At 71.2% G+C, this 22,074-nt stretch carries 20 protein-coding genes; 3 read left to right on the plus strand and 17 right to left on the minus strand.

Annotation, left to right across the window (positions count from 1 at the left end):
- Positions 1 to 5: 5 nt before the first annotated feature.
- The 15 genes from gspD to xerD form a co-directional block, all read right to left on the minus strand.
- Positions 6 to 2,165: a type II secretion system secretin GspD gene (gspD, locus tag O9280_RS01230; RefSeq protein WP_298337834.1), complete on the minus strand. Its 2,160-nt coding sequence runs from the start codon at positions 2,163 to 2,165 to the stop codon at positions 6 to 8.
- Entirely contained in the window at positions 2,162 to 2,911 is a 750-nt protein-coding gene (locus O9280_RS01235; RefSeq protein WP_298337837.1) for a hypothetical protein, read from the minus strand. Before O9280_RS01235 ends, gspD begins: the two co-directional genes overlap by 4 nt.
- Positions 2,904 to 3,515, minus strand: a complete 612-nt coding sequence (gene gspM, locus O9280_RS01240) for a type II secretion system protein GspM (RefSeq protein ID WP_298337839.1) — start codon at positions 3,513 to 3,515, stop codon at positions 2,904 to 2,906. Before gspM ends, O9280_RS01235 begins: the two co-directional genes overlap by 8 nt.
- A complete protein-coding gene (locus O9280_RS01245; RefSeq protein WP_298337841.1) occupies positions 3,499 to 4,632 on the minus strand; it encodes a PilN domain-containing protein in 1,134 nt (377 codons plus the stop codon). The genes gspM and O9280_RS01245 overlap by 17 nt, the downstream gene beginning before the upstream one ends.
- Entirely contained in the window at positions 4,632 to 5,543 is a 912-nt protein-coding gene (locus O9280_RS01250) for a type II secretion system protein GspK (protein ID WP_298337843.1), read from the minus strand. Before O9280_RS01250 ends, O9280_RS01245 begins: the two co-directional genes overlap by 1 nt.
- On the minus strand, positions 5,540 to 6,208 hold the full coding sequence (locus tag O9280_RS01255; RefSeq protein WP_298337845.1) for a prepilin-type N-terminal cleavage/methylation domain-containing protein: 669 nt from the start codon (positions 6,206 to 6,208) through the stop codon (positions 5,540 to 5,542). Before O9280_RS01255 ends, O9280_RS01250 begins: the two co-directional genes overlap by 4 nt.
- The gene (locus tag O9280_RS01260; protein WP_298337847.1) at positions 6,205 to 6,693 is read right to left on the minus strand and encodes a prepilin-type N-terminal cleavage/methylation domain-containing protein; all 489 of its coding nucleotides are present in this window, start codon (positions 6,691 to 6,693) and stop codon (positions 6,205 to 6,207) included. The genes O9280_RS01255 and O9280_RS01260 overlap by 4 nt, the downstream gene beginning before the upstream one ends.
- Positions 6,690 to 7,223, minus strand: coding sequence for a GspH/FimT family pseudopilin (locus tag O9280_RS01265; protein ID WP_298337849.1), 534 nt, complete (start codon positions 7,221 to 7,223; stop codon positions 6,690 to 6,692). The genes O9280_RS01260 and O9280_RS01265 overlap by 4 nt, the downstream gene beginning before the upstream one ends.
- 38 nt (positions 7,224 to 7,261) lie before the next feature.
- Positions 7,262 to 7,687 (minus strand): type II secretion system major pseudopilin GspG, encoded by a 426-nt coding sequence (gene gspG / locus O9280_RS01270; RefSeq protein WP_298337851.1) that lies wholly within the window; start codon positions 7,685 to 7,687, stop codon positions 7,262 to 7,264.
- Positions 7,687 to 8,910, minus strand: a complete 1,224-nt coding sequence (locus tag O9280_RS01275; RefSeq protein WP_298337853.1) for a type II secretion system F family protein — start codon at positions 8,908 to 8,910, stop codon at positions 7,687 to 7,689. The genes gspG and O9280_RS01275 overlap by 1 nt, the downstream gene beginning before the upstream one ends.
- A gap of 4 nt (positions 8,911 to 8,914) precedes the next feature.
- Positions 8,915 to 10,642, minus strand: coding sequence for a type II secretion system ATPase GspE (gene gspE / locus O9280_RS01280; protein WP_298337855.1), 1,728 nt, complete (start codon positions 10,640 to 10,642; stop codon positions 8,915 to 8,917).
- Between the two features lie 12 nt (positions 10,643 to 10,654).
- Positions 10,655 to 11,332 (minus strand): tetratricopeptide repeat protein, encoded by a 678-nt coding sequence (locus O9280_RS01285; protein ID WP_298337857.1) that lies wholly within the window; start codon positions 11,330 to 11,332, stop codon positions 10,655 to 10,657.
- Between the two features lie 94 nt (positions 11,333 to 11,426).
- The gene (gene purL / locus O9280_RS01290) at positions 11,427 to 15,278 is read right to left on the minus strand and encodes a phosphoribosylformylglycinamidine synthase (protein WP_298337859.1); all 3,852 of its coding nucleotides are present in this window, start codon (positions 15,276 to 15,278) and stop codon (positions 11,427 to 11,429) included.
- Positions 15,279 to 15,392: 114 nt separating this feature from the next.
- On the minus strand, positions 15,393 to 16,193 hold the full coding sequence (locus O9280_RS01295) for a DsbC family protein (protein WP_298337861.1): 801 nt from the start codon (positions 16,191 to 16,193) through the stop codon (positions 15,393 to 15,395).
- Between the two features lie 115 nt (positions 16,194 to 16,308).
- Positions 16,309 to 17,271 (minus strand): site-specific tyrosine recombinase XerD, encoded by a 963-nt coding sequence (gene xerD, locus O9280_RS01300; protein ID WP_298338360.1) that lies wholly within the window; start codon positions 17,269 to 17,271, stop codon positions 16,309 to 16,311.
- A gap of 80 nt (positions 17,272 to 17,351) precedes the next feature.
- Here xerD and O9280_RS01305 point away from each other — a divergent pair, with 80 nt between their 5' ends.
- Positions 17,352 to 17,873, plus strand: coding sequence for an RDD family protein (locus tag O9280_RS01305; protein WP_298337863.1), 522 nt, complete (start codon positions 17,352 to 17,354; stop codon positions 17,871 to 17,873).
- On the opposite strand, the gene lptG is transcribed toward O9280_RS01305, so the two are convergent.
- The gene (gene lptG / locus O9280_RS01310; protein WP_298337865.1) at positions 17,874 to 18,968 is read right to left on the minus strand and encodes an LPS export ABC transporter permease LptG; all 1,095 of its coding nucleotides are present in this window, start codon (positions 18,966 to 18,968) and stop codon (positions 17,874 to 17,876) included. It lies immediately after the preceding gene.
- Positions 18,965 to 20,053 (minus strand): LPS export ABC transporter permease LptF, encoded by a 1,089-nt coding sequence (lptF, locus tag O9280_RS01315; protein ID WP_298337867.1) that lies wholly within the window; start codon positions 20,051 to 20,053, stop codon positions 18,965 to 18,967. Before lptF ends, lptG begins: the two co-directional genes overlap by 4 nt.
- 132 nt (positions 20,054 to 20,185) lie before the next feature.
- Here lptF and O9280_RS01320 point away from each other — a divergent pair, with 132 nt between their 5' ends.
- Both O9280_RS01320 and O9280_RS01325 read left to right on the plus strand, forming a co-directional pair.
- Complete coding sequence (locus O9280_RS01320) at positions 20,186 to 21,652, plus strand: leucyl aminopeptidase (RefSeq protein ID WP_298337869.1); 1,467 nt, start codon at positions 20,186 to 20,188, stop codon at positions 21,650 to 21,652.
- Complete coding sequence (locus O9280_RS01325) at positions 21,649 to 22,074, plus strand: DNA polymerase III subunit chi (protein WP_298337872.1); 426 nt, start codon at positions 21,649 to 21,651, stop codon at positions 22,072 to 22,074. The genes O9280_RS01320 and O9280_RS01325 overlap by 4 nt, the downstream gene beginning before the upstream one ends.

Genomic DNA, 22,074 nt, shown 5'->3' on the forward strand with positions numbered 1-22,074 from the left:
GCGGATCAGCCGCCCGGCGGCGGGTCGGCAGCCGGCGTAGCGGTGGCCGCACCCGGCGCTCGCAGCGGCGCTAGGCCCTGGAAGCGCTGGAGGTAATCGTCGGTGAGCGTGCGCGTCTGCTGGGGCGTGCGCACGACGCGCGGAGTGATCAGCAGCACCACTTCGCTGCGCAACTGGGAGCGCCCCTGCGTGCCGAACAGGCCGCCGACCACCGGCAGCTTGGTGAGGCCCGGTACGCCCGAGCTGCCCCCGTTGTCCGACTGCCGGATCAGGCCGGCCAGCATCACCGTCTCGCCATCGCGCACCAGGGCCTCGGTGGTCACCGTGCTGGTGTTGACGTTGGGGTTGCCGCCCGCCCCGGGATCCTCCGACGGCGAGCTGATCTCCTGCTCGATCTCGAGGAAGACCATGCCGTCGCCGCCGATGCGCGGCTTCACCTTCAGTTTGGTGCCCGTACTCAGGTACTGCACGCTGCTGATGGTGTTGTTGCCCGGCGTGGTGCCCGTGCCCGGATTGAAGCTGGTGCTGGCGACGGCGAGATTCTGGCCGACGTTGAGCGCGGCCTCCGCGTTGTTGCGCACGAACAGCGAGGGCGTCGAAAGCACGCGCACGTCGGATTCGCGCTCCAGCAGGTTCACCACCGCCACGGCGTTCCGCGAGGTGAACGTGGCTCCCGCCGAGGCGATGCCATCCGTGCCTTGCGCGAGCGAGCCGCCGACGAAGCCGAGGCTGCTGCGGCCGGGCCTCAGCGCACCGGCGAGGCTGGTGGGAATGGCGTTCTCGAAATACCAGTTGACGCCGTAGCTGAGGTTGCCCTGCAACGTCACCTCCAGCACCTGCGCTTCGATGTGCACCTGCGCGGGCATCACGTCGAGGCGCTCGATCGCGCGGCGGATCGATTCCCACTGCGCGGGGCTGGCACGCACCATCAGCGCGTTGCTTTCCTCGATGGCGCTGATGCCGATGCCCGACTCGCCGCTGCCGGAACCGAGGCTGGCACCGCCGCCGCCGGCGGGCTGCGGCTGCGAGATCTGCCCAGCCTCGCGCGACACGGCACCCAGTTCCACCGGCGTGAGGCCCGGCGAGATCGACGCCGAACCCGAGCCACCGCTGCTGCTGACGCTGGCGTCGAACACCGTGCCCAGCTGCGAGGCGAGGTCGCCCGCCTTCATGTACTTCACTTCATAGACGAACAGGCGCGCGCCCTCGCCCGCCATGTCGAGCTTCTCGATCCACTCGCGCGCGTTCTGAAGGTACTGGCGCTGCGGCGTGATGACGATGATCGAATTGCTGCCTTCCACGGGCAGGAAGCGGAACATGCCGGCCAGCGGCGTGCCGCTTTCCGCGCCGAACACCCGCTCCAGCGCAGTGACGATCTTCTCCGGCTCGGCGCTCTGGATCGGGAACACGCCGACCGACATGCCCTTCAGCCAATCGACGTCGAAGATGCGCACGGTGCGCAGGTAGTTCTCCAGTTCGTTGCGGCTGCCGGAGAGCACGATCAGGTTGCGCGCGGCGTCGGCCTGCACCACGGCGCCCTGGCGCACGTAGGGCTTCAGCAGCTTCTCCATCTCGGTGGCCGAGACGTACTGCAGCGGCACGGCGCGCAGCTCGAAGCCGCGCGCGTTCGCGGCGGTGCCGGTGCGCGGCGAGAGGTTGCCGGCCACGGCCTGGTCGGCCGGCAGGATCGCGTAGCGGCCATTGCTCCACACGAGGCGAGCATTGTTCCAGCCCAGCACCATCTCGAGCAGCGAGAGGGCCTGTGCCGGGCTCACCGGACGCGGCGTGGCCAGCGTCACCGTGCCCTGCACCGTCGGCGCGATCACGTAGTTCTGCTGCAGCAGGTCGCCCAGCACCGCCTTCACCACGGCGTGCAGCGATTCGCCTTCGAAGTTGAAGGTGGCTTCGCCGCCTTCCGGCAGCTGCGGTGGCGCCTGCGCGGCGAGCGACTCGTTGATGACGATGCCGCTGCCCGGCGTCATGTCGGGCTCGCCCGCGGAGGACGGGCCGCCGATCGCTTCACCGTCGGCATTGCGCGCGATGGTCGGCAGCGTGGCCGGGTCGGGGTTGCGCGCGATGTCGGGCACCGGCGTGGTGGCGCAGCCGGCCAGGGCCGTCATCACGGCGGCGGCGAGCAGGAGGCGCGGGGTGGTCATGGTGTTCATTGCTCGGCAACGGGGGCGTTGTTGTTCTTGGCCTGCTGTTCGGCCAATTGGGCGCGGCGCGCTTCGATGCGGGCGCGGATGGCGTCGATCTGCGCCTGGTCGGCGGCACTGCGCTGCGATTCGGCCTCGGCCTGCGAGGCCTGCTGGACGAGGCTGGGCGGGTTGGACGATGCGGGCTGGCCCGCGCCTGCCGGGACGCCGGGGGTGTCCGGCTTGTCCTCGACGATGGTGGCCACCGGCGTCGGCGCGGCCCCGCCCTGCCCGTCGAAAACGCGCAGGTCGAGCACACGCTGGCCTTCCGGGCCTTCGAGCACGGCGCGGCGCGGCTCCAGCGACGCCAACCGCCAGCTCGTGCCCGGCACGGTGTCGCCGAGGCGCACGCGCTTGCTCACCTGGCCGTTCTCCTCGCTGAAGATGGCCATGCGCAAGGTGTCGGTGATCAGCACCGAGGTGAGCACGCCGTTGAACGGCGCCTGCTGCTCGGTGTTGGCGATGGCCACCGGCGCGGGGCGGCGGTCCGGATTGAACAGCGGCCGGTCGCCCACCGCGAGGTAGTCCGTGACGGCGCCCAGGCGCTGGGCGCTCTCGCTGAAGCGCAGCTCGGGGATGGGCGGGCCGAGCGCCGGGTCGCCGGGGTGCGGGCCAACGCGCCCGCCGAGGCCGGCGAAGGCGAGCAGCAGCAGGCCGAGGCACCAGGCCGAGATGGCGCCGAACAGCCACGTGGCGGGACGCAGCGCCTCAAGCATTCGGGTCGCCCTCCTGCACCGGCGCGGTGGGACGCAGGTAGCCGTAGAGATCGAACACCGCGTCGACGCGGCTGTCGGTGGCGCCCTGCCCCGCGCCGAAGTACGCGGCCATGCTGTTGAAGGCGAGGTTGTCGATGAACAGCTGCGGGCTGCCGCTCTCCAACCCGTGCAGCAGCGCGCCGAGCATCGCCGCATCGCAGCGAAGGCGGATCTGCACCGTCACGCGCGGATACGGGTCGCTGCTCTGCGCTTCGATCGGCGTGCGCGACACTACCTCGCAGGCCAGCGGGTTCGGCGCGATGCGCCGCACTTCCGATTCCAGCCGCTGCACCAGCGCCGCGGTGGCGAGGTCCTTGTTGGGTTCGGCGAGGAAGCCGGGGTTCGTCGCCTCGGCGGCGCGCACTTCGGCCAGCCGCGCCTGCAGCTGCGGGATCTGCTCGCCTTCCATGCGCAAGCCCAGCTCCTCGTCACGCACCTCGGCGATCTGGTCGCCCAGCGCCAGCATCGGGGCCGTCCACCACCAGTGCACGAGCAGGCCGTAGCCCAGCACCATCGCGATGCCGAGCCACAGCAGCGGGCGCAGGCGCTCAAGGCTGCGGCGCATCGCTGCCTCCCGGCACGAGTTCGGCGACGACGGTGAACCCGTCGCGGCCGGTGCTGCGGTCCTGCTGCACGGCGCCGGCCAAGGCCGGGCCCTTCAGGTAGGGCGAACCCTGCAGCGTGGCGACGATGCTGCCCGCCGAGCGGGCAGCGCCGCTGAGCGTCACCCGGCCCTGCTCGACGGAGAAGCGCTGCAGGTAGACATCGTCCGGCAGGCGGCGCGTGAGGTCGTCGAGCACCTCCAGCACGGTCGGCTTGGACTGCCGCTGCTCGGCGAGGAAGTTCGCGGCGCTCGCCGCCCCGTCCAGCTGCAGGCGCAGGGCACGGGCCTCGCGCGCGGTCTCGAACGCGGCGTCGCGTTGCGCTTCGAGCGCGGCCAGCGCGCGCTCGCGATTGCCCAGCGTGATGAACCCGGTGGCCAGCAAGGCGACGGCCGCGACCGCGATCACCGCGATGCGTACCCGGGCATCGCGGTCGGTGCGCTGCACGCGCTGCGCGAGCGGAAGCACATTGCGACGGCGACCGGCGCGGTGCGCGGCGTCGTCGATGTCGACGCCGGAGAGGCGCGTGGCCAGCGGGCCGAGGGCCGCCAGCGCGGCTTCCAGCGTGCCCTTGGGCACGACCACCAACTCGGCGCGCAGCTGCCCTTCGGCAGGATGGCGCGACACCACCTGCGCGGCATGTACCACCTGGTCGGCGCTGAAGGGCGTCTGGCGATCGATCTCGTGGCGAAGCACGCCCTCGAGCTGCGGCTCGGCGGCCAGGGGCAGCGACAGCGTGCGCACCAGCGCCTGCGAGGCCGGCAAGGACAGCCAGAGTTCGCCATCCACGCCGCGGCGATCAAGGCTCGCCGCGAGCAGCACCGCGCCTTCCCCGTCGGCCAGCGGCACCGGCGGCAGCACCACGCGTTCGCGGCCTGCTTCCTCCGTGGCCTGCAGGGCATCGCCGTCCCAGCGCAGCCACAGCCGCCGCACCGGCGGGAACCACAGGCGGGCCAGCGAGGGCGGCAGCAGATCGAGCAGGTCGTCCCACCAGCGCGACAAGACGGCGGGAACGGGGCTTGCGGCCCAGCGCAGGCGCAGGGTGTCCCACGGGAGATTGGCAGCGGGGGGTGTGGCCATCAGTCCTGTTGTCCGTAGCGCCAGACCAGCGGCGTGTAGACCTGACCGAGAAAGCCCCCGGCTCCGACCCGGACGGTGGCTTCGAGTTCGGCCTTGGGCCCGTCAGCACGCGCGGCGCGGCTCGAAACACTATACGTGCCGGTGCCGCCGGCAGCGAGCACGATGCCCCCCGGCAGGGCCGGCGGCGGGAGCCCGGGCTGCACTTGCGCCCGTGCCGCAAGGATCTGCTCGATCACCGGCGGGGCGAGGCCCAGCGCCACCAGCACGGGGCGGTCGGCGAAAGCGAGATTCGGCTGTGCGAGGCCGGTGTACACCGTCAGGTAAGGCCGTACACGGCGGTACAGCGCATGGCGCATGCCCAGTACGCGCTGCACGTCCGACACTTGGGCGAAGGGCCGGTTGGCCGGCCCGTAGGGCAGGCCCGCACCGCGGTAGTCCCGCTCCTCCGCGCCGCCCGCTGCGCTCACGAGCCCATCGGCATCGCGCCAGTCGACGATGGCGCCGGCAAGCCGGGTGGCCTCTTCGCTGGCCACGCCGGTGGCTTCGAACAGGCGCTGCAACAGCAGCACGTCAGCGACGTTGAGGTCGACCTTGCCGCTCTCGTCCGTGACCGCCACCGTCACCGTGATGCCGTTGCCGAAGTCGAAGCTGGATTCACGGCCATCGGGCACGGGGCGACGCCGCGCATCGACGGCCAGCAACCGGGCGGCAACGGCCTCGATGCCGGCTTCCGCGGCGTGATCGAGCTCGGTGCGCTGGCGCACGGCCGAGGCTTGCACGGCTTCGGCGTGCGAGTTCAGCGCGAACAGCCCGACGATCGCCGCCAGCAGCACCAGCAGCCACATCACCACGATCAGCGCGACGCCGCGCTGGCGCCGGACGGCGCCGCGGACCAAGGGACGCCGGCTCATTGTTGGCTCTCCCCGCCGGTGTCGCGACGCGCCGCCTCGGGCACGGCCCCGGTGGCGCCGGAGAGGCTGTAGCGCAGCGGCACCACGAGGTCGGGGAAGCGCAGGCGCGGTTCGCTGAAGCGCGCCGTCAGCCGCACCTGGCTGGGCAGCTGGCCGAGGCGCGTCCACTCCGACGCCCAGTCCTCGGGCCGGCCGTCCGGGCCGAAGGCGCGGGCGCTGAAGCGCGCGTCCGCGAGGCCGTCGATCAGCACTTCCGGCGGGCGCTCGGCCTTGAGCGGGCCCTCGGCCGTCATCAACCGATGTTCGAACATCAGGGCCGTGCCGCGCGCGCCGCGCTGCAGGCGCAGCACCTGCAGGTAGGGACCGCCGCGACCGAGGTAGCCCGGCATCTCGCCGATGAACTCGATGCGATCGGAGGACAGGCGAAGCAGGCGGATGTCCTCGAACCCGGCCGCAGGATCGATCGGCTGCGGCAGCGCCGCGGCCACCTGCCGCCGCACGAAGCCGTGCACGGTGCGCACGCGGTCGCTGTGCGCGGCGACGCGCTCGGCCGAGGCGGACGCGCGCACGCTGCCCTGCACGATGCCGAAGGCCAGCGCGAGGCCGGTGGCCAACAGCGCCACGGCCACCAGCATCTCCAGCAGCGAGAAGCCGCGCGCCCTCACAGGTCCTCCGGCAGCGGATACAGCGCGCGCAGCGTCGAGGTGCGGAAGGTCTGCTTCGGGCCGCCCTCGCCCCATTGGAGGGTCAGGTCGAGGCGGTACAGCACGGGTTCGCCGGCATCGACGATGCCGTCCGCCCCGGGCCCGGACGTCGCCTGCCCCGGCGTGGGCAGCGGTGCCGGCAGCGGGTCCTGCACGCGCTGCACCTCCAGCGCCCAGCGGTAGCGGCCGTCGTCGAGGCTGCCGTTGCGGCCGCCGGGGCGCAGGCGTTCCATGCGTCCGAAGTTGTCCATCAGGCTGCGCGCATGCAGGGCCGCCTCGCCATGGCGCTCGGCATCGGCAACATCGCGCAGGCCGTTCGAGAGGATCGAGAGCAGCAGCACCGAGGCACCCGCCAGCAGCGCGAAAGCCAGCAGCACTTCGAGCAGGGTGAAGCCGCGCTGGCGCGCGACCGCGACGCGACGCGATGCGCGCGGAACGGCGTTCATCGCCCGCCCTCGCCGCGCTCGACGCGCACCGCGCCGGTCAGCCAATTCACATCGACGCGCCACGCGGCGTCGCCGCGACGGACGACCACGCGCCCGCCCGTACTGCTGCCATCGGCGAAGAAGCGGATCGCGGCGATGCCCGGGCCCGGCTGCTCCTCGCGCGCGACGGTGGCGCCCAGGGCCAAGGCGTCATCGAGCTCGCCCTGGCGGCGAACGCCGCCGCCCGAAGTCGCGCCCGGCTTCGTGCCCGGCATCGGAGCGAACGCCTCCACGAGCTCATCGCTGGCCCCGCTACGCCAGGTGCGCGCCTGCGTGTCGATGACGAAGCTCTGGTCGATGCCGGTCGCCACGGCGCGCGCACGGGTGGCGCGCATTTCCGCGGCGAGGCGGTTCGTGGCATCGCGCAGCTGCTGGCCCGGCAGCGCGCCAACCAGCGCGCCGGCGAACAGCGCGAAGGCCGTGGCCATCAGCGCCATCACGACCAGCGCTTCGATCAGCGTGAAGCCAGCCGCTCGCGTCGCGTGCTTCATCCGTGGGCCTTCATCGGATCACGCGACGTCCGCCCGCCTCAGGGCTTGACGATGTCGGCGGCGGTGCTGTCACCGCCGGGCTTGCCGTCGCTCCCGAGGCTCACCAGCTCGAACTCGCCGTTCGCGCCCGGCGTGCGGATCTGCACCGGGCGGCGCCACGCGTCCTGCAGGTCTTCGGCCTTGCGAACGTAGGGGCCCAGCCAGCCGCTGGCACCCGGGTTGGTCACCAGCGCCTCCAGCGAGGACGGGATCTGCCCGGTGTCCATCCGGTACTGCTCCACTTTCGCCGCCAACGATTCGAGCTGCGTCTCGGTCAGGCGCACGTTGGCCTGGTCCTTGCCGCCGAAGATCTGGCTGGCGGCGAACGCCATGATCGCGGCGATGATGCCGACGACGATGAGGATCTCCATCAGGCTGAAGCCCGACTGCGTGCGGGCGGCGAAGCCGGGGGACGTCAAGCGCATCACAACACTCCTGCGGAACTCGTGAGTTGGTAGATCGGAACCAGCACGGCCATGATCACGACGCCGACCAGCAGCGCCATCAGCACGGTGATGAAAGGCACCAGCGCGGCGAGAGTTCGCTGGATGGCGCGCTGGGTTTCCGCGTCGAAGGTGTCGGCCACCTTCAGCAGCATCGCGCCCAGTTCGCCGGATTCCTCGCCCACCTGCACCATTTGGACCGCAAGACGGGGAAAGAGTTTCGTCCGCGAGAGTGCGAAGGCCAGGCCCTGCCCGGTCTTCACTTCGTCGGTCGCGCGCTCCAGCGCGGCGCCGAGGGCGCGGTTGTCCATCACCTGCCGGGCGATGGCCAAGCCATTCAGCAAAGGCACGCCGTTGCCGAGCAGCGTGCCCAGCGTGCGGGCGAAGCGCGCCGTCTCGTAGCGGGCCAGCAGCTCGCCGATCCGCGGGCGGCCGAGCAGCCAGGCGTCGAGCCGGGCGCGCGGCTCGGGCTGGCGGAAGTGGCGCACCGCCAACAGCATCACCACGACGCCGGCGATGAACAGGTAGAGGCCGTAGGTGCGGACGAACATGCCGCTACCGAGGACCAGCTGGGTGTACCAAGGCAGCGTGACGTCGGTGCTGGCCAGCAGGTCGTTGAACTGCGGCACCACCACGCCGAGCAGCAGCGCGCAGACGGCCAGCACCATCACCAGCAGCAGGATCGGGTAGATCAGGGCCGAGATCACCTGCGCCTTCAAGGCCGCCGCACGCTCGAGGTATTCGCCGAGGCGCAGCAGCGCGACCTGCAGGCCGCCGCCGGCTTCGCCGGCGCGCACGAGGTTCACGTAAAGCCGCGAGAACAGCCCGTGCTGCTGTTCGAGGGCGGCCGAAAGCGGCAGGCCGCCGCGCACCGCGTCGCGGATGCGTTCGATCACGCGCCGGCTCTGCGGGTTGTCCGGAAGATCCAGCAAGGTGCCCAGCGCGCGATCCAGCGCCTGGCCGGCACCGAGCAGCGTCGCCAGCTGCTGGGTGAACTGCAGCACCGCCGCCTCGTCGAGCGCCTTCTTGCGGAACAGCGCCGCGAGCCCGGCGCCCGCGCCCTCCTCGAGCGAGGTGCCGACGTCCAGCGGCAGGTGGCCCTGCTCCTGCAGGCGCGCGACCACGTCCTCGGCGCGCGCGGCCTCCATCGTGCCGGCGAGGGCTTCGCCGGCGGCGCTCAGGGCCTTGTAGCGGAACAGCGCCACGCGATCACGCCTCTTCCGTCACGCGCAACACTTCCTCGATGGTCGTCTGGCCGGCGAGGGCCTTGGCGAGGCCATCCTCGTACATCGTGCGCATGCCGCGAGCGCGGGCCTCGCGCTCGATCTCCACACTCGTGGCGTGCTGCATCACCAGCTTGCGGATCGCGTCGTCGACGACGAGGAATTCCATGATCGTCGTGCGGCCCAGGTAGCCGGTCGGCGTCAACGCGGAAGGCTTCGGTCGATACAGGTGGATCGTCCCCTCGGGCTGCAGGCGGCGCAGGCCGAACTTCTCGATTTCCTCGGCACTCGCTTCGTAGCGCTCGGCGTGGGTCGGCTCGAGGCGACGCACCAGGCGCTGGCCGAGGATCCCGTTGATCGTCGAGGTCAACAGGTAATCCTCGACGCCCATGTCGAGCAGGCGGGTGACGCCGCCGGCCGCACTGTTGGTGTGCAGGGTGCTGAGCACGAGGTGGCCGGTGAGCGCGGACTGGATCGCGATCTTCGCGGTTTCCAGATCACGCATTTCGCCGATCATGATGATGTCCGGGTCCTGGCGGACGATGCTGCGCAGCGCCGTCGCGAAGTCGAGGCCGATCTGCGCCTTGGCTTGGATCTGGTTGATGCCCTCGATCTGGTACTCGACCGGATCCTCGACGGTGATGATCTTGACGTCGTCGGTGTTGAGCTTCGACAGCGCGGTGTAGAGCGTCGTGGTCTTGCCCGAGCCGGTGGGGCCGGTGACCAGCAGGATGCCGTGCGGCTGGTCGAGCACCCTCATGAACTGCGGCAGGAACTCGTCGGTGAAGCCGAGCTGGTGGAAGTCGAACACCACCGACTCGCGGTCGAGCAGTCGCATCACCACGCTCTCGCCGTGCTGCGTCGGCACGGTGCTCACGCGGAGGTCGAGCTCCTTGCCCTGCACGCGCACCATGATGCGGCCGTCCTGCGGCAGGCGGCGCTCGGCGATGTTGAGCTTCGCCATGATCTTGATGCGCGAAATGACTGCTGCAGTAAGGGCAGCCGGCGGGCTCTCGGCGTCGATCAGCACGCCGTCGATGCGGTAGCGCACCTTCAAGCGCGTTTCGAAGGGCTCGATGTGGATGTCGGAAGCGCGCGTCTCGACCGCGCGCTGGATCAGCAGGTTCACGAGGCGGATCACCGGCGCCTCGGAAGCGAGGTCGCGCAGGTGCTCGACGTCGTCCTCCTCGCGGGATTCCTCGCCGACGTCCTCGACGATGCTGCCGAGCGCGCTGCGGCCCTGGCCGTAGTAGCGCTCGACGAGATCGCTGATCTCCGAGCGCAAGCCGACGGCGAGCTTCACCTCGCGGCCGGTGGCCAGCCGCACGGCATCAGCGAGGTACACGTCCTGCGGGTCGGCGCAGAGGACGGTGACGCTGTGTTCGTCTTCGCCCACCGGGCAGATCGCGTGGTGCTTCAGGAACTTGATCGCCAGCGCCACGCCGGCCGGCGGCGCGTCAGGACAATCCTTGGCCGCCATCAGCGGCAGGCCGAGCACGTCGCCGAGCGTGTCGGCCATGTCGCGCTCGGAGACCATGCCGAGCTTCACCAGCAGGCCCGGCAGTGCGCCACCGGTCTCGGCGCGCAGGCGCTCGGCGCGGACGAGGTCGGCGTCCTTCAGGCGGCCGCGGGCCACGAGGGCCGCGGCGATGCGGGCGTCGAGGTCGGTGTCGAGGCCGCTGTCGGGGGGAGCGAGGGCGTCGGTATCAGGCATCGCCCAAGCGTATCAGGGCTGCGTGGCGCGCTTCGATGCCTGCCAGGCGGAGAAGACCGCACTGGCGACGGCGAACTGGGACTCGGGCCAGTGGGCCGTGCGTTCGGCCAGTCCCCGCTCCGTGCCGTACTGGGGCATGCCCGCGACGGCACGATCGTAGAGCTCGATCGCCTCGGCGTGCCGACCCAGGCGCCACTCGGCCAGAGCGGCGGTGTAGGGCCACCAGAACGGGTTGCCGCCATGGAGGTCCACGGCTTCCTTCCAGGCTTGCAGCGCCGCCTCGTCCCGACCTGCATCGAAACGCGCCCAACCCTGCGACCACAGGACATGGCGCCGCAGGAAGGCGTTGTCGCCGGCCACCTGCAGCGCACGGGCGAAGTCCGCTTCGGCCGCATCGATCTCACCACGCTTCGAACGGATGTATGCCCGTTCACGAAGCAACATCGGATGGTCGGGATGTCGCTTCAGCAGACGCTCGACATCGCGCAGGCGAAGCCTCTGCCCGGCGCGCTCCGACATCGTCGCCGGCAGCGGGTGATAGCGAGCGGCGGGATCCGGATCGAGGCGACCCGTCACCTCGCCCGCAAGGGCGACCGGTGCCGCCTCGTTCGCCGAGGCCGGGGGCGGGGCGACCATGAACGCAGCGACGAGCGCGGCGGTGGCCAGCGAAAGGGGCAGCGACAGGTTCATCGCAACGGCATCCATGCATCGGGGGGCGCACAGGCTGCCACGACCGCCATGGCGCCGCCACCGCGGGTTGCGGTGGCGACGCGGGTTCACGGGTTCAGCCCACGAAGGCCCGGGCGTTGCGGAACAGCCGAAGCCACGGCGAATCCTCACCCCAGCCGGCCGGCGCCCAGCTCAGCTGCACGGTGCGGAACACGCGCTCCGGGTGCGGCATCATCAACGTGGCGCGGCCATCGCGCGAAGTGAGGCCAGCGATGCCGTCGGGCGAGCCGTTCGGGTTGGCCGGGAAGGCCTGGGTGACGCGGCCTTCGCCATCGACGTAGCGCATCGCCACAGCAGCGGCCGTGCGATGGGCGTCGTCGCTGAAGCGCGCGCGGCCTTCGCCGTGCGAGACGACGATCGGGATGCGCGAGCCGGCCATGCCCTTCAGCAGCACCGAGGGTGAGTCCTCGACGATCACCTGCGCCACGCGCGCCTCGTACTGCTCACTGAGGTTGCGGACGAAGCGCGGCCAGTGCTCGGCGCCGGGCACGAGGTCCTTGAGCTGGGCCAGCATCTGGCAGCCGTTGCAGACGCCGAGGCTGAAGCTGTCCGGCCGCGCGAAGAACGCGGCGAACTGCTCGCGCAAGGCGTCGCGGGTGAGGATCGAGGTGGCCCAACCGCGGCCCGCGCCCAGCACGTCGCCGTAGCTGAAGCCGCCGCAGGCCGCGAGGCCCTTGAAGCCGTCAAGGCGCACGCGGCCTTCGATGAGGTCGCTCATGTGCACGTCGACGGCGGTGAAGCCGGCGCAGTCGAAGGCGGCGGCCATTTCGATCTGGCCGTTGACGCCCTGCTCGCGCACGATCGCCACGCGCGGACGAACGCCCGTGTTGATGAACGGCGCGGCGATGTCGTCCTGCGGCTCGAACGTGAGCTTCGGGTTCAGGCCGGCGTCGTCGAAGCGGCGGCGGGCCTCTTTCTCGTCGTCGGCGCAGGCGGGATCGTCGCGGCGCTGCTGCATGGCGTGGCTGGTGGCCCACCAGGCGTCGAACAGTTCCGTCCACGACCATTCGGCCAGCACTTGGCCCTCGTCGCTGACGCGCAGGCGCGGCGCGGTCACCGGCTTGCCGACGCGCTGCGCGCACTCGGTGAGGCCATGGCGCTCGACGAGGTCGGCGAAGGCCGCGCGGTCTTCGACGGCCACCTGCACCACGGCGCCAAGCTCTTCGGCGAACAGCGTGCGGAACGGGTCGTCGCCCCAACCGTCGAGCGCGAGGTCGAGGCCGACGTGGCCGGCGAACGCCATCTCGCACAGCGTGGCGAAAGCACCGCCGTCGCTGCGGTCGTGATACGCGAGCAGCAGCTTGTCCTCGCGGGCTTCGTTGACCAGCGCGACGAAATCCTTGAGGCGCTGCGGGTCATCGAGGTCGGGTGCGGCGCCGCCGAAGGCGTTGTAGCACTGCGCGAGGATCGAGCCGCCGAGGCGCTTCTTGCCGGCACCGAGCCCGATCAGCCACAGCTCGGAGTCGACGCCGCGCTTCAAATCGGGCGTGAGCTGCGCGCACACGTCCGCCACGCGGGCGAAGGCGGTGATGATCAGCGAGACCGGCGAGACCGACTTCTGCGGGCTGCCATCGACCGCGTACTGCGCCTGCATCGACAGCGAGTCCTTGCCGACCGGGATCGAAAGATCCAGATCGGGGCAAAGCTCGAGGCCGACGGCCTTCACCGCATCGAACAGCGCCGCGTCCTCACCGGGGTGCGAGCAAGCCGCCATCCAGTTGGCCGAGAGCTTCACTTCCTCCATCGAGGCAATGGGCGCCGCAACAAGATTCGTGATGGCTTCGCCGACCGCCATGCGCGCGGAGGCCTTGGCATCGATCAGGGCCAGCGGCGTGCGCTCGCCCATCGCCATGGCTTCGCCGGCGTGGCCGTGGAAATCGGTGAGGGTGATGGCGACGTCGGCCACCGGCAGCTGCCACGGGCCGACCATCTGGTCGCGTGCGGTGAGGCCGCCAACGCTGCGATCACCGATGGTGATGAGGAAGCTCTTGCTCGCGACCGTCGGATGCGACAGCACGCGCAGGCCCGCCTCGCGCAGATCGAGCGCGGCGGTGTCGAGCTTCGGCCAGCGCGTCGTCGCCACGTGCGCGGTGTCGCGGTGCATCTTCGGCGCCTTGCCGAACAGCACGCTCATCGGAAGATCGATGGGGCGCGAGCCGTCCGACGCTTCCAGCACCAGCACCTCGTCGTTCGTGGCCACGCCGACCGCGGCATACAGGCAGCGCTCGCGCGCGCAGATCGCGTCGAAGTCGGCCAAGTGCTCCGGCGCGATGCCGAGCACGTAGCGCTCCTGCGACTCGTTGCACCACAGCTGCATCGGCGACAGCGACGGATCGTCGCTGGGGATCTTCGCCATCTGGATGCGGCCGCCCAAGCCCGCGTCGTGCAGCAGCTCGGGAATCGCATTCGACAGGCCACCGGCGCCCACGTCGTGGAAAGCGCGGATCGGATTGCCGGCACCGAGCGCCACGCAGCGGTCGATGACCTCCTGCACGCGGCGCTCCATCTCGGGGTTGTCGCGCTGCACGGACGCGAAGTCGAGGTCTTCGCTGCTCTGGCCGGAGGCCAGCGAGCTGGCCGCACCGCCGCCGAGGCCGATCAGCATCGCGGGGCCGCCGATCACGATGACGAGGTCGCCGTCGCGCAGGCCGAGCTTCTTCACCTGCCCGCGGTCGATGGCGCCGAGGCCGCCGGCCAGCATGATCGGCTTGTCATAGGCGCGGACGAGGCCGGGCGTTTCCGTCGGCAGCTCGAAGCTGCGGAAGTAGCCCGACAGCGCAGGGCGGCCGAACTCGTTGTTGAACGCGGCCGCGCCCAGCGGGCCGTCGCGCATGATCTCGAAGGCCGGGGCCATGCGCGGGTTGAGCGCGCGCGGCTGCTCCCAGGGCTGCGGCACGCCGGGAATGCGCAGGTGCGAGACGGTGAAGCCGGTCAGGCCGGCCTTGGGCTTGCCACCGCGGCCGGTGGCGCCCTCGTCGCGGATCTCACCGCCGGCGCCGGTGGAGGCGCCCGGGAAGGGCGAGATCGCCGTCGGGTGGTTGTGGGTCTCGACCTTGATGCAATACGCGCTGTCGGCGATCGGTTCGGCCACGTATTCGCCGCTGGCGAGGTCGGGACGGAAGCGACGGCCCGGATGGCCTTCGACCACTGCGGCGTTGTCGGCATAGGCCGTGAGCGTGAACTGCGGCGTCGCGGCGTGCGTCGCCTTGATCATCTTGAACAGCGAATGGGTCTGCTCCTCGCCGTCGATCGTCCAGCTGGCGTTGAAGATCTTGTGCCGGCAGTGCTCGGAGTTCGCCTGCGCGAACATCATCAGTTCGGCGTCCGTCGCCGAACGGCCCAACTGGGTGTAGGCCTCCTGCAGGTAGGCGATCTCGTCTTCGGAGAGCGCGAGGCCGAGGCGACCGTTGGCGGCGGGAAGATCGGCCGGCGCGATGTGCTCGACGGCGCCCTTCGGCGGCACGCGGAACAGCGCGGCGGCCTCGTCGATGGAAACGACAATCGACTGCGTCATCGGGTCATGCAGCACGCGGGCAAGCCGCTTCGCCGTCTCCGCGTCGGCGGGCCAGTTCGCGACGTCGATGCGCAGGCCGCGCTCGACGCGGGCGACGGCGTGGCCAGCGCCGCGCAGGATCTCACCAGCCTTGCTGGCCCACGGCGACAGGGTGCCGAGACGCGGCACCACGAAGCGGCTCACCGCCCCGGCCGGCGTCGGCGTGGTGGCGATGCAGCCTTCCAGGATGGCCCCGACCGCCCCGGTGTCGACGGCGGCGCCGTCGCGGGCTTGGATCAGGTAAACGTGGTGGGTGCCCAGCACCTCGACCGCGGGATGGATCGCCTGGCACTCGGCCCGGAGGCGTTGCAGGCGGAAGGCGGACAGGGCCGGAAGGCCCTCGAGCACGATCATGGACCAGCGGTTCCGACGAGGCGGGGTGCGAATTCTAGCAAAGCCCCCGCCCTGCCCCTCCGTTCCCGGCCGCACCACCCCGCCCGAAGGGACGAGGCGCCGGCGGGACGGGCTTCAGCGCGCGGCGGTGGCGGTCTTCGCGGCGGCCTCGGCGGCCGCGTTCGCCTCGAGGGCGGCCAGCAGGCGCTGCGGCTCGAGATAGCCGCCCAGCTGGGCCCCATTGGCCGCAAAGACTGCCGGCGTGGCGTTGACACCCACGTCCTGGCCGAGGGCGTATTCCGCCGCGACCGGGTTCTCGCAGTTGCCCGCCGGCAAGGTCTTGCCGGCCTTGGCGTCGGTCATGGCCTGGCGCGGGTCCGTGGCGCACCACACCGACTCGGCCTTGGCCCAGCCCTCCGAGCCTTCGCCGGCGCGCGGGAAGAACAGGTACTCCACCGCGATCCCGAGCGCGTTGTACTCGGCCACGTGCTGATGAAGCATCCGGCAATAGCCGCAGTCGATGTCGGTGAACACGGTCACCGTGTACTTCGGGTCGCGCGGCGCGAAGACGATGCGCTGCGAGGCCGGGATGGCCTTGAGGCCTTCGACGCGGATGTCGTCCATCGCCGATTCGGCGATGTTGCGGCGCTCCTGTATGTCGATGACCGCGCCGTCGATGATGTAGCGGCCGTCATTGCTCACGTAGAACACGCGACCGGCGACCACGGCTTCGGTGAAGCCGGCGATCGGCGCGGGGCGCAGGCGGCGGATCTCCGCACCGGGCAGCGCGCCGGCCAACGTCGCGCGCACCGCGGCCTCGCTCGCTGCCGGCGTGCTCGTCGCAGCCTGGGCCGGCGGCGCCGGCTGGGCGCAGGCCGAGAGGCCGAGGCCAAGCGAGAGGGCAAGAGCGGACAGCGGGGCAAGGCGACGGCGCATGGGCGTTCCAGGGAGAAGGAGGGGGGGCGGCAGACGCCGCGGTGCGACTCGGATGCCGTATTGAATCACAGCACCCGGGCTCCGACCGTGAGCGCGCTGCCGAGTTCCCGCCCGCTCAACCGCGCGGATGGTGGGCGGCGTGCAGGCGCTTCAGGCCCTCGCGGGCGACATGCGTGTAGATCTGCGTGGTCGAGAGGCTGCTGTGGCCAAGCAGCATCTGCACCACGCGCAGGTCGGCGCCGTGGTTCAGCAGGTGGGTCGCGAAGCTGTGCCGGAGGCCGTGCGGCGTGACCTTTGCCGGGTCGATGCCGGCCAGCGCGGCCAAGGCCTTCAGTCGCGCCCAGAACTGCTGGCGCGTCCACGGCTCGCCGTTCGCGCCGAGGAAGAGCGCCGTCGGGTTGGCGCGGCGCTCGGTCGCGCCACGCGCCAGCGCGGGCCGGGCCTCGGCGAGGTAGCGCTCCAGCCAGTGCTGCGCTTCGGCCCCGATCGGCACCAGCCGCTCCTTGCCGCCCTTGCCGCGCACGCGCAACACGCCCTGGCGGAGGTTCACGGCCAAGGTCGGCAGGTCCACCAGCTCGGAGACGCGCAAGCCGGTGGCATACAGCAGCTCGAGGAGGGTGCGCTCGGCCAGCCCGGCCGGCGTGCCGAGGTCCGGGGCCTGCAGCAGGGCCTCGACCTGCGATTCCGCGAGCGCCTTGGGCAGCGATCGCGGCAGGGTCGGCAGTTCGAGCAAGGCCGTCGGATCGGCCGGGACGCGCTGATGGCGCAGGGCGTCGGCAAAGAACGCGCGGAGCGCGGCCATCAGTCGCGCCGTGCTACGGGCGGCATAGCCCGCGCCGGCGCGCATTTCCAGCAGGGCGAACAGATCGGCGCGCGCTGCGGTGCGAAGTCCGCCGCGCCCCCGCGAGGCCAGCCAGCGCGCGGCCAGCACCAGGTCCCCGCGGTAGGCCGCCTGGGTGGCGCGCGCACTGCCGGTTTCCGCCCAGTGGCGGCGCAGGAAGGCCTCGATGTCGGCGGCGTCCTCGGCCGGGAGTTCGGGCCAGTCCGCGCCGAGCACCCGGCGTTCGGCGATGGTCATCGGCCGGCGCGGCGCGCGCGGGGCCACGGGGGCGTCGCTCATGGCGGCACTCTAGCCGAGGGCGCCGGTATCCTTGCGGCATGACCGTTTCGATCCCGCAGGCGCTGCCTGCCCACCTCGGCTGGCGCCTGCTCGCCCTCGTCTACGACCTCTTCCCGGTGTTCGCGCTGGTGCTGGCCTTCGGCGCCGTGGTGACCGGCATTGCCGCCGCCCTCGGCCACCCGGACCTCAGTGACCTGCCCTGGATGGCGCCACTGCTCGTGGCCGGCGCATGGAGCGCCGCCGGTGCGTACTTCGTGCTGAGCTGGTCGCGCGGTGGGCAGACGCTGGGCATGCGCCCGTGGCGGCTGAAAGTGGTCGCCTTCGACGGGGCACCGGCCTCGCGCTTGGTGCTGCTGCGTCGGTACGCCTTCGCGACGGTACCGGCCATCGTCGGCATCGAGCTGTTCGCGCTCCTGCCCGGCATCGAGCGCTTGCTGCCGTTCTGGATCGGTGCGGCCATCGCGGCGGCCGGGCCGCTGTGGTCCCTGCTCGACCGCGAAGGCCAGGCGCTTTACGACCGCCTCGCAGGCACGCGTTTCGTCCGCCTTGCGGTGCCCTGATCAGCGCCGGCGGATCCACCACGCGCCAAGCGCGACCAGCAGCAGCACTGGCAGCGCGTAGGCGAGGACGATGGGCCACTGGTAGGCCTTGGCGAGATTGACCAGCATCGGTTGGACGAGCCGCGCCACCAGCGCGAAGACGATGCCGATGAACAGCCGCTGCCCGAAGCCGCCACTGCGCTGCTGCCCGAAGGCGACCGGCAGCGCCGCGAACACCAGGGCCAGCGTCGTCAGCGGGAAGAACCAGCGGGCCCAGTAGGCCTCGAGCAGCACGCCGGCATCGAGGCCGTTGCGCTTCAGCTGCTCGATCCGGCCACCCAGCGCCATCGTCGATAGCAGGTCGGGATGCTGCAGGCTGGCCTCGATGGCACCGGGACGCAGGGCCGTCGCCCACGATTGGACGTCGAACTGCTCCACCGCCACGCTGCGTGCGCTGAACGTGGTGCGCTTGACGTCGCGGAGCTGCCAGCCACGGGTCTCGTCGTAGTCGGCCTCGTCGGCCTCCTGGATCCAGGCCAGGCGGCCTTGCGGATCGAAAGCAAACACGCGCACCTGGTTGAACACCAGCACGGTTCGACCCTCGACCACCCGGCGTTCGCCGCCCTGCGCGTTGAAGACCTCGCTGCCCTCGCGGGCCCAGACGTTGGCCCCACCGGCCAGCGTGACCTCGTGCTTCATCGCCGCCAGCTTCAGCGACTGGGCCCGCTGCTCGGCACCGGGGATCACGATCTCCATCGCCGCCATCAGCGGCACCACCACGATCGCCACGGCCATCAGGGCCGTCGCGCCGATGCGCATTGGCGAGAGGCCGGCCGCGCGAAGCGCCACCAGCTCGGACTTCGCGGCGTGCGCCCCCAACGCCAGCACGGTGCCGATCACCGCCGCCATCGGGAAACTCTCGTAGGCCCGGCGCGGCGTCTGCAGCGCGAGATACAGCGCGGCATGGCCGAGCCCGTAGTCGCCCTTGCCGAGGTCGTCCATCTGGCCGATCAGGGCGCCGAGCATGGCGAAACCGGTGAGCACCCCCCACGTGGCCAGCACCGTCAACAGGACCGAGCGGCCGACGAACCAGCGGTGGACCGGGAGGACGCTCATGCGCGCACCGCCGGTCCGCGACGCCACAACGGAGGCTCGCCGTCACGCCACACCAGCCAGATCGCGAGTGCCAATGCCGGTACGAGCAGCCACCACAGCCCGAGCTGGATGGGGATCTGGCCGCTGCCGAGCCACGTGCGCCCCAGGATGAGCAGGTTGCTGCCGAAGACGTAGGCCAGCGTGGCCACGATCATCCGGCCATAACGCGCCTGCCGCGGTGGGCTGCGCGACAGCGGCAGGGCGAGGAGGGCCAGCACGACGGCGAACAGCGGCACGCCGATGCGGTAGTGGAACTCCGCCCGGGCCCGCGGCGTCGCCGTGGGGCTGATCAGCGCCAGCGTCGGGCGGCCCGCCAGCGGATTGCGGTTCTCGTTCTCCACGTCGGGCAAGCGCACTTCGTTCACCTGGAAGCGCTGCAGGCGGAAGTCGCGCTCCCCCGGCTGGCCTTCGGCGCGGAAGCCGTCGCGCAGGCGGAGGAAACGGCCGCCGCGATCGACGAACATCTCGCCCTCCACCGCGGTGATCACGTCGACGCGATCACCACGCTGCATCTGCACGAAGAGCCGCTTGAACTCGCGGCCGTCGGGCGAAAGCGAACCGACGAAGACCACGCCCCGCCCGCCCGGCAATTCAACAAAGCGACCGGCATCGAGGCCTGCGACGAGGAAGCTGCGGTTCGCGTTCGCGACCGCCTCGGTAGCGAGGCGCTCGGCGAGCGGCCCCAACCACAGGCTGCACGCTGCGATCACGGCCGCCACCGGCATTGCAACGACCATCACGGGGCCGACCAGCTGGCGGGGGCCCTGACCGAGCGAGAACAGCACCGCCATCTCGCTGTCGCGGTAGAGGCGGCTGATGCCCATCAGCAGCCCGATGAACAGGCCGAGCGGCAGCACCAGCGGCAGGTAGGACACGAGGCGCAGTCCGAGCTGGGAGAACAGCAGGGGCGCTGGCACGCGGCCGCGCGCGATCTCGGAAACAAGGTCGGCGAACACGCCGCCGAGCCCGACCAGCAGCAGCACGACCACCGTGGCCGCGGTGGGCGCGGCCAGCTGTCGCACGAGGTAACGCTGCAGGGTCGTCAAGGCGGTCCTCGCACGGGATCGATTACACTCGCGGCCCCCACGGGGCACCGCCGCACTGGCGGCCAGTGCCTCGGCACCGACCTGTCCTTCCGGCGATGCCGGCAAGGCGCTGCATTCTACGGAAACTCCCCGATGGCACTCGAATTCGACCTGAACCTCTCCGCCGCCCCGTCGGTGGCCACCGACGCCGTCATCGTCGGCATCCACGCCGATGGGCGCCTGAGCGCCAGCGCCGCGGCCATCGACGACGCCAGCGGCGGCCGCCTCACGGCGCTTCATGCCCGCGGCGACCTGCCCGGCAAGGCCGGCCGCACCACCCTGCTCACCGACCTGCCGGGCGTGGCCGCGCCGCGCGTGCTGGTGGTGGGCGCCGGTGAGGCCGGCAAGCTCAACGCCGCCGGCTACCAGAAGCTCATCGGCGACGCGCTGCGCGCCGTGAAGGCCACCCCGGCCAAGCGTGCGCTGCTGACCCTGAGCGAGCTGGCCATCGAAAGCCGCGACGCCGGCTTCGCCATCGAGCAGGCCGTGGCCTGCGCCGACCACGCGGCCTACCGCTACACGGCCACGCGCAAGGCCGGCCCCGCGCCGGACCTCGTGGCCCTGTCGATCACCGGCGACGACGCCGCGGCGCTGGATCGCGGCAAGGCCATCGCCGCCGGCACCGAACTGGCCCGCGAGCTCGGCCACCTGCCGCCGAACATCTGCAACCCCGCCTACCTCGCCGACACCGCGCGGAAGATCGCCGCCGAGAACGAGGGCGTGCAGGTCGAGGTGCTGGAGGAAGCCGAACTCGAAGCACTCGGCATGGGCTCGCTGCTGGCCGTCGGCCGCGGCTCGCACAACCGCCCGAAGGTCATCGTGCTGAAGTGGAACGGCGGCGGCGACGCCAAGCCGCACGTGCTGGTCGGCAAGGGCATCACCTTCGACACCGGCGGCATCAACCTCAAGGTGCAGGGCGGCATCGAGGAGATGAAGTTCGACATGCTCGGCGCGGCCAGCGTGCTCGGCAGCTTCCTCACCGCGGCGAAGCTCAAGCTGCCGATCAACGTGATCGCAATCGCCGCCGCGGTCGAGAACATGCCGGACGGCAACGCCTATCGCCCGTCCGACGTGCTCACCTCGATGAGCGGCAAGACCATCGAGGTCGGCAACACCGACGCCGAAGGCCGCCTGATCCTCTGCGACGCCCTGACCTACGCGCAGCGCTTCGAACCGAAGGCCCTCGTCGACGTCGCCACGCTGACGGGCGCCGTGATCATCGCGCTCGGCAAGCACGCCACCGGCCTGATGTCGCACCACGACGACCTCGCGGCGGAACTGCTCGCCGCCGGCGAGTACGCGCACGACCGCGCCTGGCGCCTGCCGATCTGGGACGACTACCAGTCGCAGCTCGATTCGATCTACGCCGACGTCTACAACATCGGGGGCAAGGCAGCCGGCTCGATCACCGCGGCCTGCTTCCTCGCGCGTTTCGCCGAAGGCCAGCGCTGGGCGCACCTCGACATCGCCGGCTCGTCCTCGGACGAAGGCCGCAAGGGCATGGCCACCGGCCGCCCGGTCGGCCTGCTGACGCGCTGGCTGATCGACCAGGCGAAGTGAGCCGGGCCGACTTCTACCTGATCGACAAGCCTCGCTTCCGCGAGCAGCCCCTGCTGCTCGCCTGCGAACTCGCGAAGCGCTGCCACGGCACCGGCAAGCCCACGCTGGTGCTGTGCGCCACCGCGCAGCAGGCGGAAGAACTCGACGACCTGCTGTGGTCGTTTGAGGAGGACAGCTTCATCGAGCACCAGATCGCCGGGCTCGACGAGGACGACGCCGACGTGCCCGTGCTGATCGTGCCGCCCGGCATCGACGCGCCGATGCGGGCGATGGTGATCAACCTCCGGGCGGAAACGGTGCCCGAGGGCTTCGAACGGGTGCTGGAAGTGGTGCCCGCCGACCCGGCGGCGCGCGAACCGCTGCGCGAACGCTGGAAGCAGTACCAGGCCCGTGGCCTAGCGCTGAACAAACACGACATGTGA

This window comes from Silanimonas sp. (assembly GCF_027531545.1).
Taxonomy (GTDB): Bacteria; Pseudomonadota; Gammaproteobacteria; order Xanthomonadales; family Xanthomonadaceae; genus Silanimonas.

Excerpts from the sequence above, each read along its gene's own strand:
- gspD (WP_298337834.1), bottom strand. The coding sequence starts at position 2,165 with ATGAACACCATGACCACCCCGCGCCTCCTGCTCGCCGCCGCCGTGATG.
- O9280_RS01235 (WP_298337837.1), bottom strand. The coding sequence starts at position 2,911 with ATGCTTGAGGCGCTGCGTCCCGCCACGTGGCTGTTCGGCGCCATCTCG.
- gspM (WP_298337839.1), bottom strand. The coding sequence starts at position 3,515 with ATGCGCCGCAGCCTTGAGCGCCTGCGCCCGCTGCTGTGGCTCGGCATC.
- O9280_RS01245 (WP_298337841.1), bottom strand. The coding sequence starts at position 4,632 with ATGGCCACACCCCCCGCTGCCAATCTCCCGTGGGACACCCTGCGCCTG.
- O9280_RS01250 (WP_298337843.1), bottom strand. The coding sequence starts at position 5,543 with ATGAGCCGGCGTCCCTTGGTCCGCGGCGCCGTCCGGCGCCAGCGCGGC.
- O9280_RS01260 (WP_298337847.1), bottom strand. The coding sequence starts at position 6,693 with ATGAACGCCGTTCCGCGCGCATCGCGTCGCGTCGCGGTCGCGCGCCAG.
- O9280_RS01265 (WP_298337849.1), bottom strand. The coding sequence starts at position 7,223 with ATGAAGCACGCGACGCGAGCGGCTGGCTTCACGCTGATCGAAGCGCTG.
- gspG (WP_298337851.1), bottom strand. The coding sequence starts at position 7,687 with ATGCGCTTGACGTCCCCCGGCTTCGCCGCCCGCACGCAGTCGGGCTTC.
- gspE (WP_298337855.1), bottom strand. The coding sequence starts at position 10,642 with ATGCCTGATACCGACGCCCTCGCTCCCCCCGACAGCGGCCTCGACACC.
- O9280_RS01285 (WP_298337857.1), bottom strand. The coding sequence starts at position 11,332 with ATGAACCTGTCGCTGCCCCTTTCGCTGGCCACCGCCGCGCTCGTCGCT.
- purL (WP_298337859.1), bottom strand. The coding sequence starts at position 15,278 with ATGATCGTGCTCGAGGGCCTTCCGGCCCTGTCCGCCTTCCGCCTGCAA.
- O9280_RS01295 (WP_298337861.1), bottom strand. The coding sequence starts at position 16,193 with ATGCGCCGTCGCCTTGCCCCGCTGTCCGCTCTTGCCCTCTCGCTTGGC.
- xerD (WP_298338360.1), bottom strand. The coding sequence starts at position 17,271 with ATGACCATCGCCGAACGCCGGGTGCTCGGCGCGGACTGGCCCGAACTC.
- O9280_RS01305 (WP_298337863.1), top strand. The coding sequence starts at position 17,352 with ATGACCGTTTCGATCCCGCAGGCGCTGCCTGCCCACCTCGGCTGGCGC.
- lptG (WP_298337865.1), bottom strand. The coding sequence starts at position 18,968 with ATGAGCGTCCTCCCGGTCCACCGCTGGTTCGTCGGCCGCTCGGTCCTG.
- O9280_RS01320 (WP_298337869.1), top strand. The coding sequence starts at position 20,186 with ATGGCACTCGAATTCGACCTGAACCTCTCCGCCGCCCCGTCGGTGGCC.